Annotated in this window: 13 protein-coding genes; 3 read left to right on the forward strand and 10 right to left on the reverse strand. The window is 51.3% G+C overall.

The features are described from left to right. Positions 1-29 precede the first annotated feature (29 nt). Entirely contained in the window at positions 30-1295 is a 1266-nt protein-coding gene (locus GJV52_RS02885) for an Nramp family divalent metal transporter (protein WP_095501978.1), read from the reverse strand. Between the two features lie 41 nt (positions 1296-1336). Beyond that, a complete protein-coding gene (locus GJV52_RS13075; RefSeq protein WP_100562389.1) occupies positions 1337-1552 on the reverse strand; it encodes a hypothetical protein in 216 nt (71 codons plus the stop codon). Positions 1553-1629: 77 nt separating this feature from the next. Between GJV52_RS13075 and GJV52_RS02895 the strand changes: the two genes are divergently transcribed. Then, positions 1630-3207: an inorganic phosphate transporter gene (locus tag GJV52_RS02895; RefSeq protein ID WP_195690062.1), complete on the forward strand. Its 1578-nt coding sequence runs from the start codon at positions 1630-1632 to the stop codon at positions 3205-3207. A 202-nt stretch (positions 3208-3409) separates the two neighbouring features. Here the strand turns inward: GJV52_RS02895 and purH are convergent, their stop codons facing one another. From purH to GJV52_RS02920, 5 genes are all read right to left on the reverse strand, one after another. Next, positions 3410-4990 (reverse strand): bifunctional phosphoribosylaminoimidazolecarboxamide formyltransferase/IMP cyclohydrolase, encoded by a 1581-nt coding sequence (purH, locus tag GJV52_RS02900; protein WP_100562387.1) that lies wholly within the window; start codon positions 4988-4990, stop codon positions 3410-3412. 202 nt (positions 4991-5192) lie between these two features. Further along, positions 5193-5651, reverse strand: a complete 459-nt coding sequence (locus GJV52_RS02905; RefSeq protein ID WP_100562385.1) for a GNAT family N-acetyltransferase — start codon at positions 5649-5651, stop codon at positions 5193-5195. A gap of 78 nt (positions 5652-5729) precedes the next feature. Then, complete coding sequence (locus tag GJV52_RS02910) at positions 5730-5975, reverse strand: Fis family transcriptional regulator (RefSeq protein ID WP_095501972.1); 246 nt, start codon at positions 5973-5975, stop codon at positions 5730-5732. A gap of 41 nt (positions 5976-6016) precedes the next feature. Next, on the reverse strand, positions 6017-6643 hold the full coding sequence (locus tag GJV52_RS02915; RefSeq protein WP_100562383.1) for a LysE family transporter: 627 nt from the start codon (positions 6641-6643) through the stop codon (positions 6017-6019). 355 nt (positions 6644-6998) lie between these two features. Then, positions 6999-8141, reverse strand: coding sequence for an RNA-guided endonuclease InsQ/TnpB family protein (locus tag GJV52_RS02920; RefSeq protein ID WP_095503172.1), 1143 nt, complete (start codon positions 8139-8141; stop codon positions 6999-7001). Between the two features lie 44 nt (positions 8142-8185). On the opposite strand from GJV52_RS02920, the gene tnpA reads away from it, so the two are divergent. Then, positions 8186-8602, forward strand: a complete 417-nt coding sequence (gene tnpA / locus GJV52_RS02925) for an IS200/IS605 family transposase (RefSeq protein ID WP_095503171.1) — start codon at positions 8186-8188, stop codon at positions 8600-8602. 203 nt (positions 8603-8805) lie between these two features. Here tnpA and dusB read toward each other — a convergent pair whose 3' ends face one another. Then, on the reverse strand, positions 8806-9804 hold the full coding sequence (dusB, locus tag GJV52_RS02930; RefSeq protein WP_100564591.1) for a tRNA dihydrouridine synthase DusB: 999 nt from the start codon (positions 9802-9804) through the stop codon (positions 8806-8808). Positions 9805-9926: 122 nt separating this feature from the next. Further along, positions 9927-13154 (reverse strand): exodeoxyribonuclease V subunit gamma, encoded by a 3228-nt coding sequence (gene recC, locus GJV52_RS02935; protein WP_154212852.1) that lies wholly within the window; start codon positions 13152-13154, stop codon positions 9927-9929. 311 nt (positions 13155-13465) lie between these two features. Here recC and GJV52_RS02940 point away from each other — a divergent pair, with 311 nt between their 5' ends. Then, on the forward strand, positions 13466-14851 hold the full coding sequence (locus GJV52_RS02940; protein ID WP_369832060.1) for a PepSY-associated TM helix domain-containing protein: 1386 nt from the start codon (positions 13466-13468) through the stop codon (positions 14849-14851). A 383-nt stretch (positions 14852-15234) separates the two neighbouring features. Here the strand turns inward: GJV52_RS02940 and GJV52_RS02945 are convergent, their stop codons facing one another. Then, complete coding sequence (locus tag GJV52_RS02945; protein ID WP_154212853.1) at positions 15235-16041, reverse strand: integrase core domain-containing protein; 807 nt, start codon at positions 16039-16041, stop codon at positions 15235-15237. Positions 16042-16086 lie beyond the last annotated feature (45 nt).

Here is a 16086-nt window from a genome sequence, read left to right on the forward strand (position 1 = left end):
TCAGACGGCCTTTGTATGCTTCAGGCAACTTAACCTAAAAACCCACCCAAATTCAGCAGGAACAGCACGGCAAAACCCACCAAGTAAATCAAACCGACAATCGCCAAGGCTTCCATGCCTTTGGAGAGTTTGTGTTTTTTGTCGGCTTTTACTAAGCGGTAGTTCAACCATGCGAACACCGGTGCGGCCAAGAATGCGGAAATCATGGCAAATTTCAGCAATTCGGCCATCGCGCTGTTGAACCACAAAATCAGCGCCAAGCCGGTGCCGGCAACCCACAAATACCAGCCGAACAATTCGCCTTTGCGCACGCTGTCTTTATGGCGGATCAGGCGCACGGATTCCGATACGGCGCGAGCGTAGCCGTCAATCACGGTGATGGTGGTGCCGTACATACAGGCAAATGCGATAAACGCCACCAGCGGGCGCGCCCATTCGCCTATAGTTACGGCATACATATTGATCAACTGGCCGATGTATTTGCCGCCGGCCATTTGCACGGCTTCGCCGTTGCCGTATTGCACATACGCGCCCAACACCAGAAACACCACCGCCAACACCGCGCTGGTATAGAAACCGACGTTAAAGTCGAAAATGCCGTCGCGGTAGCTGGAAGGTTGGATCTTTTGTTTTTCCGTCACCCACAAAGAGTTAATCGCGGAAATTTCAATCGGCGCCGGCATCCAGCCCATCAAGGCGATGATGAAGCCCAAGCCCGCGAGCGTCCACGGGGTCGGCTCGATAAAATCAGGCTGCATCTGCATGCCGCGCGACATGGCGATACCGGCCGCAATCACGGTTGCCACTGCCAAGCTGGCGACAATGGTTTTGGATACGCGGTCGAGTGCGCGGTATTGGCCGCTCACCAAAATCAGCAGGCAGGAAAGCATAATCAAGGCAGCAATCACGCCGGTTTCCAAACCAAGATTCGGCAAGGCCATTTTGATAATCGCCGCCGTCACCACTGCTACCGCGCCGGTGCTGATGGTTGCGGAAACGAAACACAGCAGCGCAAACACCCATAAATAAAAGCGGCTTTTCTCGGCATAGCCCTGCACCAAGCTCTTGCCGGTATCCATGGTGTAGTGCGCGCTGAAGCGGAAAAACGGATATTTCAGCAAGTTGGTTAAGATGATGATTAAAGCCAGCTGCCAACCATACAGCGCACCGGCCTGCGTGGACGCAATCAAATGCGAGCCGCCGATGGCCGCAGAAGCCATCAAAATACCCGGCCCGAGCGCGCTCATGCGGCTGCGCCAAGTGGATGTTGAAGTGTGTGTTTGATTTTGTGCCATTTTGTTACCCGTCTTTTTCAGACGGCCTTTAAAATGATTGATTACCAACGAAAAGACTGCGTCACCCCGCCTGCTGCACCACCATTGGACGCACCAAAAAAACCGCCGGTGTGGGTATGGCTGCATCCGGCCAGTACAAAAGTTAACACAGTTATCATCATCAATTTTTTCATAATAATTTGTATTTCCATCAAATTTTCTAATTTATCGCCAAATACAACACCTTTAAAACCACAGCAATCAACAAAATTTAACATTGTCACAGAACTGTCACAAAACATCGCTAAAGTAGCAGCGGTTTCAAACAGCTTCCATTTTATTATAAGGAAAAATCATGGGCACGGCTCCTTCTGATGCAAGTGTTAAAAAAATCAATGCCATATTCGCCGCATTACTCATCGGCGCGGTCGGCTACTTTATCGTGTGGGGCATGGGCTATACCAACGGCAACCACACCATGCTGTTCTTATTGGCGACTTTGTTCGGCGTATTTATGGCGTTTAACATCGGCGGCAACGACGTGGCCAACTCGTTCGGCACATCGGTCGGCGCCGGTACGCTGACCATCACGCAAGCCTTATTGGTGGCGGCGATTTTTGAAGTCAGCGGCGCGGTGATTGCCGGTGGCGAAGTGACGTCCACCATCCGCAAAGGCATCATCGACTTAAAAGCGATGGATCTGGAGCCTATGCAGTTTGTCTACATCATGATGTCCGCCCTGCTTGCTTCCGCTTTGTGGCTGCTGTTTGCCACTAAAAAAGGCTGGCCGGTATCGACCACACACTCGATTATTGGCGGTATCGTCGGCAGTGGTTTGTGTTTGGGTTTCTTGGGCAGCGGCTCGGATGCTTTCTCGCTGCTGCAGTGGGACCGCTTGGCGCAAATCGCGATTTCTTGGGTGTTGTCGCCGGTGTTGGGCGGTTTGGTGTCGTATGTGTTGTTTTCGCAAATCAAAAAATATGTGCTGGATTACAACACCGCTGCCGATGAGCGCTTGAAACAAATCAAGCACGAGAAAAAACTGTATAAAGAGCAACACCGCGAAGCTTTCGAGCGCTTGAGCGAACACGACAAAATCGAAGCCGCCTCGGCCATGGCGCGTGACGTACAGATTTATGAAGACCCGGATTTAGACCCGAAAGAGCTGGAATCGGCCTACTACAAAGGTTTGCATGAAATAGACAGCCGTAAAAACAGCATCGATACCTACAAAGCGCTGCAATCTTGGGTGCCACTGATTGCTTCGGTTGGCGCAATGATGATTGCTTCTATGCTGATTTTCAAAGGCTTGAAAAACCTACACTTAGGCATCGGCACAGTGGGCAACTTCCTGATGATCGGCATGATTGGGGCGGCGGTGTGGATGGCAACCTTTATTTACGCCAAAACCTTGAAACGCAAAGACTTGGGCAAATCCACATTTTTGATGTTCTCATGGATGCAAGTGTTTACCGCTGCCGGCTTCGCTTTCAGCCACGGCGCCAACGACATCGCCAACGCCATCGGTCCGTTCGCCGCGATTATGGACGTGTTGCGCACCGGTGAAATCGGTTCCGAATCGCCTGTACCTGCCGTAGCGATGCTCACATTCGGTATCGCCCTGATTGTCGGCCTGTGGTTTATCGGTAAAGAAGTGATTCAAACCGTCGGTACCAACTTGGCCGAAATGCACCCTGCTTCCGGCTTTACCGCCGAATTGGCCGCCGCTTCGGTGGTGATGGGTGCGTCGTTATTGGGCTTGCCGGTATCGAGCACACACATTCTGGTCGGCGCGGTATTGGGCATCGGCTTGGTCAACCGCAACGCCAACTGGGCATTGATGAAACCAATCGGCTTGGCTTGGGTCATCACCCTGCCGTCTGCCGCGATGCTCTCGGTAGTCTGCTTCCTGATTTTGCGTAACGTGTTCTAAGGCAGAACAAACAATCCATGCCGTCTGAAAGGGTTTTCAGACGGCATTTTTTTATTTTGTAGGATGGGTGTTAACCCATCATTTTCAAAACTGCTTTTTCATCACGATTCACATTTCAAAATGGCGGGTTTACACCCGCCCTACATACAACAAGGCCGTCTGAAACCTAATGGTTTTCAGACGGCCTTTCTTTCACATCACATTAATGGCGGAAATGGCGCACACCGGTAATCACCATTGCGATGCCGTGTTCGTCGGCAGCGGCGAACACTTCTTCATCGCGCATAGAGCCGCCCGGTTGGATAATCGCTTTGATGCCTTGTTCGGCAATCACATCAATACCGTCGCGGAACGGGAAGAAAGCATCCGATGCGGCACACGCACCGTTTAATTCCAGATTTGCGTCTTGCGCTTTGCGGGCAGCGATGCGGGTAGAATCCACGCGGCTCATTTGGCCGGCGCCGATGCCGTAGGTTTGGCCACCTTTGCCGAACACGATGGCATTTGATTTCACGAACTTGGCCACGTTCCACACAAACAGCAAATCATTGAGCTCTTGTTCAGTCGGCTGGCGTTTGGTCACGACTTTCAAATCGGCTGCGGTGAGTTTGTGGATATCAGGCGTTTGCACCAACAAGCCGCCGCCGACGCGTTTCAATTCAAATTGGTTCGCGCCCTCTTCCAACGGCACTTCCAATACGCGCACATTTTTCTTGGCGGCAACGATTTCCAAGGCTTCGTCGGTAAACGCCGGCGCCATCAACACTTCCATAAATTGGTTGTCGGTGATTTGTTTCGCCGTTGCGCCGTCCACTTCGCGGTTGAAGGCGATGATGCCGCCAAACGCGCTGGTGGTGTCGGTGGCATAGGCCAAACGGTAGGCATCCAAGGTGTTGGCAGCCACGGCCACGCCGCACGGATTGGCGTGTTTCACAATCACGCAGGCCGGTTGGTCGAAGGATTTTACGGCTTCCCAAGCGGCATCGGAATCGGCGATGTTGTTGTACGACAATTCTTTGCCCTGCAATTGACGGTAGGCGCTCAAGCTGCCGGCTGCCGGATACAGGTCGCGGTAAAACGCAGCTTTTTGGTGCGGATTTTCGCCATAGCGCATGTCTTGCACTTTAATCCAGCTTTGGTTGAACTGGCTCGGGAAATCGCCCGCTGCCGGCTCGCCGCTCAATTTGTCGTCGGCCAAGGCGGTCAGGTAGTTGGAAATCATGCCGTCGTATTGCGCGGTGTGGCTGAAGGCTTTGCGCGACAGGTTGAAACGGGTTTTGTCGCTCAATGCGCCGCCGTTGTTTTCCAATTCGGCAGCGATGTCGGCAAAATCAGCGGTATCGGTGACGATGGCAACGTGTTTCCAGTTTTTCGCGGCAGAACGCACCATGGTCGGGCCGCCGATGTCGATGTTTTCAATCGCATCTTCCAGCGTGCAATTCGGCTTGGCGATGGTGGCGGCAAACGGATACAGGTTCACACACACCAAATCGATGTTGCCGATGCCGTGTTTTTCCATTTTGGCGACATGCTCAGGCAAATCGCGGCGACCCAAAATACCGCCGTGGATTTTCGGATGCAGCGTTTTCACGCGGCCGTCGAGCATTTCGGGAAAGCCGGTGTAATCGGCCACTTCAATAACAGGAACACCGGCGTCTGCCAATAATTTCGCAGTACCGCCGGTGGATAAGATTTCCACGCCCAGTCGGGTTAAAGTTTGGGCAAATTCAACCACGCCGGTTTTGTCGGACAGGCTGATCAGGGCACGTTTTACGGTTGCCATTCGGATTCCTTTTTGAGTTGGGTTAATTGAAGAGGCCGTCTGAAACAGGGGCGCGACGGCGCAAATCGGTCAGGCCGTATTATCGCCTATTTTACGTTTTTTTGCAGTATCGACCGCGCTATTTTTGTGGGAATTGTAAACAATTTGCTGCAAACGATACACAACAGGCCGTCTGAAAATCTGTTTTCAGACGGCCTGTTGATTACTCGACTTTCCACGCATAATTCAGCCATTCTTTGTCTTCTGCCGCGCCTAAGCGTTGGTAGAAACGTTGTCCGGCATCATTCCATGCGGCGACGGTCCATTTGATTTGGCCGCAGCCTTTGGCCTTAGCTTCGGCATATAAAGCGTGCATCAGCTTTTCGCCGATTTTTTGGTTGCGGAAATTTTCAGAGACGTATAATTCTTTGATGTACACCGCCGGTTGGTTTTGCGCGGTGTAGTTTAAAAAGTAATACACCAACATGCCGCCAATCAGGCCGTCTGAATCGGCAACCAAGCAGTGAAAATCGGGCGGTTGTTTGTCAAAACCGCGCTCTTTCACGATTTGCGGTGTGATGGCAAAGCTGTCGATATAGTGTTCAAACACGGCCAAATCGCGCATAAGCGGCCACACTTGTTCGATGTCTGTCTCCTGCATGGGGCAGATGGTGATGCTCATTTGGTTTCCCTGTTTATTTGGATGGTCAACAGGCCGTCTGAAAACGCAATAATCGTTTTCAGACGGCCTGTTTTGGTTTTAATCGTCCAGCAACCCGTGCTGTAATAATTTTTTGCGCAAGGTATTGCGGTTCAAGCCCAGCATGGCGGCGGCTTTGGATTGGTTGCCGTTGCATTCGTCCATCACGCATTGCAGCATGGGTTTTTCCACTTGGTGCAGCACCATATCGTACACGCCCACCGGCGTTTCACCGGCCAAATCTTTGAAATATTGTTTTAAATTTTGCGCCACACATTGCGCGATATCGACTGTTTGCGTTTTCATCGTTTGCTCTTTTCTTTTCACATTGTTTTCAGACGGCCTCACTAGCTACCGCCCATCACTTTAATCCCCAATAATGCCAATGCGCCGCCACACACGCGGTCTATCCAATGGCCAAAACGCTGGAAACGGCGGTTGACTGCCGGCACCGACAACATCAAGGCCACCAAACCAAACCAGACAAACAGCATCAGCGTCATCCAAGCGCCGTAAGCCGCCATTTGCCACAGCGGCGTGGTCGGCGACAACACCACGGTAAACAGCGACAGCATATACACCACCGCTTTCGGGTTCAGCACATTACACAACACGTCGCGCCAAATGATTTTCCAAGCCGATTCGGCCACCATTTTTTCGGCACGGATTTCGGCCACTTCGCCTGCTGCTTTGGCTGTCAGCCCTTTGTAGCCGATATAAATCAGATACAGGCCGCCGACGATTTTAATCACGGTCAGCAAAGTCGCCGATTGCGCCACCACAGTGACCAAGCCCAACACCGAATAAACGATGTGCACGCCAAAACCCAGCGCAATGCCCAACGCCGTCAGCAAACCTGCCGCACGGCCACGACTTAAGGATTGCTGCGACACCAACACAAAATCAGGGCCGGGCGACATGCAGGCCAAAAAATGTACGCCGGTAATGAGCCAAAAACCTTGCCAAAAATCCATGATTGTCCTTATGGGGTGTTTGATGTTTCAGACGGCATTGAAGGTGTGTCGTTGTTTATCGAACCACCCTCTCCCTAGCCCTCTTCCGCCAGACGGGAGAGGGGACGGATTCGCTAGTTTCAGAGATAGCGGAGCCAAAGAACAGCTCGATTAAGTAACCAATCTGATTGAGGCCGTCTGAAAGATTCTGTTTCATTGACGTCCTTCCCTCCCTGAAGGGAGGGAATTCCTACGGCGATTTGTGAACGGCATTGAGCCATTCACAAATCGCTTCGGTGGGTTTCTGCTGCTGACCGCCTTACTGCACGGTTCACTTCACAGACGCTACGGGCACGTCCTGCCCTGAAACTTCATTTTACTTTTGCGCTGCCAAAATCTCTTGACCGCGCTTTAACACATTGATTGCACCCACAATATCCGCATTGTTTTGATAGCCACATTGCACACATTCAAAGTTTGCCTGTGTTTGACGGTTATCTTTGGCAGTATGTCCGCAAGCTGGGCAACAACGACTGGTATTTTGTGGCGGAACAGCCACCAAATGCCCACCGCGCCACAACAGCTTATAGTCCAACTGACGGCGAAACTCAAACCAAGACTGGTCTAAAATCGCACGGTTTAAGCTTGATTTGGCAGCAACGTTTTTTCCATGCTGCACGGCGTTGCCTTTAGCGGATTTGGACATATTCGCCACCTGCAAATCTTCCACATACACAATCGCGTGGTTTTGGCTGATTGCGCTGCTGATTTGGTGCAGGTAGTTTTTACGGATATTGCTGATTTTGTGGTGCAAACGGCTGATTTTTGCTTTCAGTTTCTGCCAGTTTTTGCTGAATTTGGTTTTGTGTTTGAACTGTTTTTGCAGTTTTGCTAGTTTGCCTTTCAACGTTTTGAATGCGTTGATTGGCTCAAAAAACTGACCATTGGACAATGTTGCAAATTTGGCAACACCCATATCAATCCCAGTTTCGCCACCGTTTGGCTGCGCGATTTCCTGCTCGGTTTCGGTTTGCATAGATACAAACCATTTACCGCATTTTTGCGATACGGTTACGTTTTTCAGGCTGCCTGAAACGTGTCGGCTGTTGCGATAGCGCACCCAACCGATTTTGGGCAAATAGATACGATTATTTTGCTGCTCCAATTTACAGCCTTGCGGAAAGCGGAAACTGTCTTTTTCGCCTTTGCGTTTGAATTTGGGGAAATCTGCGCGTTTGGCAAAGAAGTTTTTGAATGCGCTTTCCAAGTCTTTCAAACTTTGCTGCAAAACTTGGCTGTGGCAGTCTTTTAGCCAGTCTAATTCTCGTTTCCATTCAGGCAGCAAATTTGCGATTTTGGTGTAGCTAAATTTGAACGAATTATCTTGTTGATATTGTTCGTTTTGATACGCCAAAGCACGATTGAATACGAAACGCGAACAACCGCAAAATTGTTTCATTTTGCGGATTTGCTCGCCGTTTGGCATCAGTTCAAATTTGAATGTTTTGAGTATTAACATGATTTCATGGATAATGGAATTTTTAGCAATTTTACACTTGGTCTATGGAAAAAGAAACTGATTTAAGACGTGGTCGGCACGTTGTTTTTAATCTTCATGTACATTTGGTATTTGTCGCAAAATATCGCCGAAAAGTGTTCACAAAAGAAATTTTGGACGATATGCGCGGTATTTTTGAGAGCGTCTGCACCGATTTTGAAGCGCAACTGGTGGAATTTGACGGCGAAGATGACCATGTTCATTTACTTGTGAACTATCCGCCCAAAGTGTCTATTTCAAAACTGGTGAACAGCTTGAAAGGTGTATCTAGCCGCATGATTAGACAGAAAAATTATCCAAGCATCAAACAAAAATTATGGGGCGGTGCGTTGTGGTCGCCGTCTTATTTTGCAGGTAGCTGTGGTGGTGCGCCGATTACGATTATTCGGCAGTATATTGAACAGCAGAAAACGCCTGATTAACTGAATATCAACGGTTTTAGGACTGCTACGCAGTCCGCGCCTTATATCTCCGCCGTGAACGGCGAAGTTTTACGGCGCAGCCTGATAAAATTTCAAACGGCCAAACAGCAGTTTATCCATCAACAGTAACCTGTCCCCTCTCCCGTCTGGTGAAAGAGGGCTAGGAAGAGGGTGGCACTTTGCTTATTCGCTATTTGTATGAATCAACGATAAGCACACACCCAAGCATCGGTCTTTTCAGGTAGTTTATCCAAATAAGCCGCCAGCGCATCATACTGCGCCGCAGCGGAATCCAAGCGGTTGATTTCGCGGCGGGTTTCCATGCCTTCGGGCATGGGGTCGAGATACCAGCCGATGTGTTTGCGCGCGATTCTTAAGCCGCTTTGTTCGCCATAAAATTCGTGCATGGCGCGGATATGGGCGAGCACGGTGTCGCTGCATTGCTTCAGCGGCAAGGCTTCGGGCAGCGTGCCGTGTTCGGCGAAATGTTTCAAATCGCGAAACAACCACGGCTGGCCTTGTGCGCCACGGCCAATCATCACGCCGTCGGCACCGGTTTGCCGCAACACTTCAGCGGCTTTTTGCGGTGAAGTGATGTCGCCGTTGACCCACAGCGGTATGTTCAGACGGCTTTTGGCTTCGGCAATCAATTCGTAACGCGCCTCGCCTTGATACATCTGTGTGCGCGTGCGGCCATGCACCGCCAATGCGGCAATACCGGCATCTTCGGCGATTTGGGCGATGGTGAGCAGGTTTTGATGGTCGTCGTGCCAGCCCAAACGCGTTTTCAAGGTTACCGGCACATTCACCGCCTGCACCACTGCCTGCAAAATCTCGGCCACCAGTTTTTCATCTTTCAACAAAGCGCTGCCCGCCAATACATTACACACTTTCTTGGCGGGACAACCCATATTGATATCAATCACTTGTGCGCCAAGCTCAACATTATAACGCGCGGCTTCGGCCATCACTTGAGGCACATTGCCAAGAATCTGCACCGCCACCGTGCCGTTTTCATCGGAAAAATCGCTGCGGCGTAAGGTCTTTTTGGTGTGACGCAACTCGGGATCGCTGGTGACCATTTCGCACACCGCCCAACCCGCGCCAAACTCGCGGCACAAACGGCGGAAAGGCTTGTCGGTAATGCCTGCCATGGGTGCAAGTGCGATGGGGGTGTCAATGGAATATGCGCCGATTTGCATGGTTGCCGCCGTGTTTGAAAGGGCTGTGATTGTACAATTTTTAAGCAGTTTTTCCAAACACTTTTACATTAAACAAGGCCGTCTGAAAACCGATTTCGTCTTTCAGACGGCCTCATGCCTACTTATGCTTCTTTCGATGTTGAAACCGCAATCAGCAGCGGCACCAACATTTCAATAATCAGATTTTCAAACAAGGGCGTATCCAGCGGCGATTCATCATCGTGGCCGAATACCAAAGCCACTTCGGTATAGCTACCCTGCCCCGGGTTCATTTTGTTGCCGAAATACGCACCCGCTGCAGCGGATTGTGCGGCTTCCCATTCTTGTTTTTTCAGGTAGGCTTGGGCAGCAGCCAAGCTGGTTTTGGCGAAAAACGGCAAGGGGCGGTGTTGGCCGATGTTGTAGTATTCGAGCCATGTTTGCAGGATGTCATGGGCGGTGTGGCGGTCGATTTCGGGATAGACCACGGTTTCGTCGTTCGATACAAAATAGCTTTGGCCACTTTCGCTTTCAGACGGCCTCACGGCATTGAACAACACATGCTCCAGCAGCAAGGCAATGCGCTCGGGGGCGTTAAGCTTTTTGTTGCGGAACATGATTTGGCCGCATTGATACACATGGTTCAGGCTGCCGCTTAGGGTTTGCTGATCGAATACCAATTCGTAAGCCACCGGCGGTACTTTCGGGCTTTCGAGCAAATCTTGGTCGAGCTGTTTGGCGGCGGCTTGGAAACGCTGCTGCCACAAGCTGCCCAGTTCACCGGTAGGCAACAGGCTCTCGGCATTGAGCTTGGTTTCAACGCTGGCAAAATCCTGCCGCTGCCGGCGCGCTTCCAGATACGCATCGGCAATTTTTTCGCCCTGCTCCGGCTCGAACGGCTCAGCCGATTCCCATGCTTCATCGCGATAGGGCTCGCGCCAGCCCAAGGTTTGGCGCAGCCATGCTTTGACCGGATTTTTCCAAAAGCCGATAAATTCGTTTTGCGTGACGATAGCAGGCGGTTCGGCTTCATTGCCCAAAGGTTGCTTGAAAAACGGTGCCATTTTTTCAGACGGCCTGTGTGCCGCTTCGTTCAGGGCTTGGGCGTAATCGCTGCGTGTGCTGATAAGCTTGACAGAATCTTGCAATTGGAAATAGCGCGTGGAAAAGGCTTGCAACGGATGTTGGCACACCCAGTTTGCCAGCAAATCTTTGCTGCGTTTTCCGGTCATTTCGGCGATGGTGTCGATGAGTTCGCTCAATAAGGCCGATGGCGCCAGCTCGGCATCGTTGACAATGCTGCGGCCGACATACGACAAATACAGAATCTCGCGCGCGCTGATGATGGCTTCGAGAAACAGATAGCGGTCGTCATCACGGCGGGCGCGGTCGCCTTTTTTCGGGTGTTTGGCAATCAAGTCGAACACGGTCGGCTTGGTGTTGCGCGGAAAATCGCCATCATTCAAACCCAATAAACACAATACTTTAAACGGCAGGCTGCGCATCGGCACCATGCTGCAAAAGGTCATGCCGCCACGCAAAAAACCGGCTTGGCTCTCGCTGCTCAAAAAGCGGCTGATGTGGCGGATAACGGTGTGCTGCGGCAACAGGCCGTCTGAAAACCCTGATAATGCCACTTCTTCCTGCCATTTCACCAAGGCTTGCTCGAATTGCTGCGCGGCGTATTGGTCGTCGTCGCCCAAGGCAAATAAGCCGTCGCGCAATTGGCGTATGCGTTCAATCCATTCATCGACTGTGGTGGCGGTTTGCCATGTTTGCGCGGTGTTAGCCAAGGTCTGCATAAAAGCGGTGAAGCGGCTGAACACGGCCAATTGGTTGACATCGCCGTGCCACGCGCTGACGTTTTGCCACATGCCGTCGCCGCCTGCGGGCAGCATCCAGCCCAGCACCAAGCGCGACAAAGCCTGCTGCCAAGTAAACAAATCATCCGCCGCGCCGCGCATCTTGCCATCCAAACCCCAATGCACGTTGAGTTCGGCGATGGTGTCGTGCAGCAGCGGCAAATCTTCTTCGCTGATTTCAAAGCGGTTTTGCACCAAATGGCTGTCGAGCAGCGGCAGCACTTTATCCACTTCAAAGCGGCTTTCCAGCAAGGCCAATACTTGTTCCAACGCGTAAAAAAGCGGCTGACGGCGGCTGAGCTTCACATCGGAAATGGAATACGGCAAGGCTTGCGTGCCGTCTGCCGCGCGGCCGAACACGGCTTCGATAAACGGGCTATACGGCTCGATATTCGGGGTCAGCACGGCGATGTCGTGCGGCTGCCAATCGGGATGCTCGTGCAAAATGTGCAGCAGTTGGTCTTTCAAAATTTGCAGCTCACGCAAGGGGCTGTGTGCCGACACCACGCGGACAGAGCCGTCTGAAAGCAGCGCATCGCCCTTTTCTGCCTCGTTTTCAGACGGCAGCGATAAGGTTTGAATGTCGTTTTGCAAACGGTGCAGCAAGGTCGCTTCGCCGCTGCTTTCGGTTTCGTACACCGGCGTTTCCATCTCGATTTCCGACAGAAAATCAAAGAAATCACGCCCCTGCTTGCCCAATGAAGCCAGCAGCGGATGGCCGGTTTGGCTCAAATCGACATCATCGCTGCTTTTCAAAATTTGCGCCGCTTCAATCACATTGCCCCAATGCTGCTCGCTCGGATTGAGCGCGAACACAAACACATCACAATGCTCTGAAATGGCTTGCAAAAGCTGCAAATACATCGGCGCCATAGTGGATATGCCGAACACGAAAAAGCGTTCGGGCAGGTTTTGCGGCGACAAATTGGCCAGCAAGGTTTCCCACAAGGCCACGCGGTGCGGCGCGGTTTGTCTGCCGTCGTCCAGAAAACGCCACAATTGCGCCTGCCAGATTTCATCTTCGCCCAAATCCAGCAGCTTGCCTTCCTGCCATGCATCAATCCATTGCGGACGGTACACCAAATATTGGTCGAAAATATCGGCTAATTGTCCGGCCAAATGATAATCCGCCGATTCGCCACTGCGTAAATAGCTTTGCAGCTTGTTACGCACAATTTCAAATTCTGGCGCCGTCTGAAACGCTTTGCTGCGGAACAATGCCAACAGCCGCCAGCGCATCACTTCGGGTGAAAACGGGCTGAGCGCAGGCACGTCGGGAATCAGCTCGCGCATCAAGCGCCATGTCAAACCGGCCGGCAGACTGAATTTCAGGTTCGCTGCCACGCCCAGTTCTTTCGCCAAATAGCTGCTCAAATAACGGCGCATGCCTTGGCTTTGCACGATAATTTCTTCCGCCGTCAACGCGTGTTTCAAGGGCTGAAGCTGCTGAATGCGGCTAAACAAAGCGGCGAGCGATTCGAGACGGTTGGATTGATAAAGGTAAAACATGGCACGGGCTCAAGTAGATAAAAGATGATAATGGATTATAAGGCCGTCTGAACCCTGATTGACGGTTTATTTTCAGACGGCCTCATAGATAAAATATGAAATATCAATGATAAAACAAACCTTGTTTGAAAATAAGAATATATATTCTAAATTCAGCAGAATATAGCCATATTAGCGAATAAATTTGTCTTATATCAGATTTGTTCGCATTTTTATGGTAATTGTATTCATCGCCAACCAAGCCATCACTATAATAGCCCGCTTTTAATGCAACGGGAAACCACATGACCCCCACCCCTACCGCGCCGGATATGGCGCAACCAGCCAACCGCCGTTATCTCACTGTGTGGCGTTGGCATTTTTATGCCGGCTTTTTTGTCGCGCCTTTTTTAATCTTACTGGCTGCCACCGGCTTGGCCATGCTGCTGTTTGCCAACATCAGCGGCCGCGAAGGCGAACGGATTCATGTTACCCCGCAAGCTGTGGTGCAACCTTTGTCGGTGCAAGCCGAAGCGGCGCGCAGCGCCTTGCAGTCGGAAACCGCGTCGGTGGTGCAATACATTGCCCCGCGCACCGACGATATGGTGGCAGTATTTCGGGTCAACGACGACGGCAAGGCCATGATGGTGGCGATTGATCCTTACACAGCGCAGCCAGTAAAAGTGTTTCCGCGCAATCAGGATTGGTATCATTTGATGGATGAAATCCACAGCGATATTCTGCTCGGCACGTTTGGCGATTATTTATTGGAAACCGCGGCATCGTTAACCATTTTGCTGATTATCACCGGCATTTATTTATGGTGGCGCAAACAAGGCAGTCTGAAAAATATGCTGTTGCCGAAACTCACTTCCGGCCGCTCCGCTTGGCGTAATATTCACGGCGCAGTCGGCGCGTGGATTTCGCTGATTTTATTGTTGTTCTGCTTATCGGGCATTGCGTGGGCCGGTATTTGGGGCGGTAAGGCGGTGCAGGCTTGGAGCCAGTTTCCGGCAGGTAAATGGGGCGTGGCACCCAACCCCGAATCTGATGTCGTGACTTACGGCGAGTTATTAAATGACGGTAAAACCAAAGAAGTGCCATGGGTGCTGGAGCTGACGCCCATGCCGCAATCGGGCACCACTCTAGGCACAGACGGCATTCACCCCGACGAACCGATGACACTGGAAACGGTTGACCGCTACGCACGCGAAATTGGTTTTCAAGGCCGCTATCAATTGAATCTGCCACAAGGCGAAACAGGCGTGTGGACGCTGTCGCAAGATTCGATGAGCTACGATGCCAACAGCCCGTTTATCGACCGAACCGTGCATCTCGACCAATACAGCGGCAAGCAGTTGGCCGACATCCACTACGATGATTACAACGCATTCGGCAAATTCATGGCGGTCAGCATCGCCCTGCACATGGGCACGCTGGGCTGGTGGAGTGTCGCGGCCAATGTGGCATTTTGTTTGGCGGTGATTTTGATGTGTATCAGCGGTTTTGTGATGTGGTGGAAGCGTCGCCCGAGCCACGCCGTCGGTTTGAATCCGCCATCAAGCAAAGCAGAATTACCGGTGTGCTGGGCAATGGCATTGCCGCTTCTGCTGGTGGCGCTGCTCTTCCCTACCGCCATCATTGCCATTCTGCTGATTGCGGTGCTAGATTTTGTACTGTTGTCACGCATTCCGGCATTGGCTAAATGGTTTAAATAAAGCAAATAAGATAAAAGGCCGTCTGAAACAAATTTGGTTTCAGACGGCCTTTTAGTTAGCTTTTATCGGCAGACAAGCTGAGGCCTTTGCAAAATCTCTTTAAACGTCCGCGAATAAAAAAACGCCGTCATTTCCGTGCAGGCGGGAATCCATTTTTCAGCATAGCAAGCTCTATTGAATAAAACAGGGTTCTTAAACGTTGAGATGGATTCCTGCCTGCACGGGAATGACGGCGTTTTTTGTTTTTTATTGGTGGGTCTGGCGTTTTATAAAGGTTTCAGGCCGTCTGAAATCTTTTTTAAATGAATAGGGTTTCAGACGGCCTTTTGGTGATCTCTATTGTATGTTCAAAATCATCCAGATGTAGGAAATCATCGCGTTGTTTACACCACAAGTTGAGAAAAATAAGCCTGCAAGACCTCAAACGGCGTATCGCCGTTCAAACTGCGGTGCGGCTTCACAGTGTTATAGAAATTAACAAAGCGGCACAACTCCTTTCGCCGGTGTTCCGGACTGTCAAACAACTGTTTCTCATGCCACATCTCCATCAGGGTGCGGATAATCCGTTCCGCCTTACCGTTGGTCTGCGGACGGGCAACCCGGGTAAACTTTTGACCAATCCCGTTCTCATAACAGGCTACACCGAAAGCATGGTTGGCTGAGCCTTTATATTCCGTACCGTTGTCGGAGTAAACGCACTCAATCAGGTATGGGCAGGGATCAATCAGGTGTTCGGTCAGAAACTTGGCAGCACTGTCTGCGGTTTTGTCCGGCAAAATGGCGGCGTATAGCTCCCTTGAGAAATCGTCAATGGCGACAAACAGGTAATCCCGCTTATCGGTGGCTTTCTGCCCTTTGAGCAGCGGCAGCCGTTTGGTATCGAGATGTACCAGCTCTCCGGGATAGGATTTATTGTAGCGTTTGGCCTGCCTTTTGAGTTTTTCCTGAATGCCGCGTTCTACCTTGGCCAGGCGTTTCATTCCGTACTTTGCCTGTTTGAAACGGTTGTTGGTACTGGTTTGGGGTTTGAGCAATCTGCCTCTTGCGGCTTTAAGTGCGCGGTAAATGGTGACGCGGCTGACTTGGTAGCGGCGTGCCAGGGAGGTGACGCTTTCCTTTTCCTGCGTGTAGGCCAGCCAAATGGCTTGGCGGTGGTGCGGGGTGAGACGGGTGTTTTTGTGCATGTTCATGTTTCAGTATTCTCCTGGAAATACTGTAAACAACGCTACTAGTTT

This window comes from Neisseria brasiliensis (assembly GCF_009671065.1).
In the GTDB taxonomy this organism is placed as follows: domain Bacteria; phylum Pseudomonadota; class Gammaproteobacteria; order Burkholderiales; family Neisseriaceae; genus Neisseria; species Neisseria brasiliensis.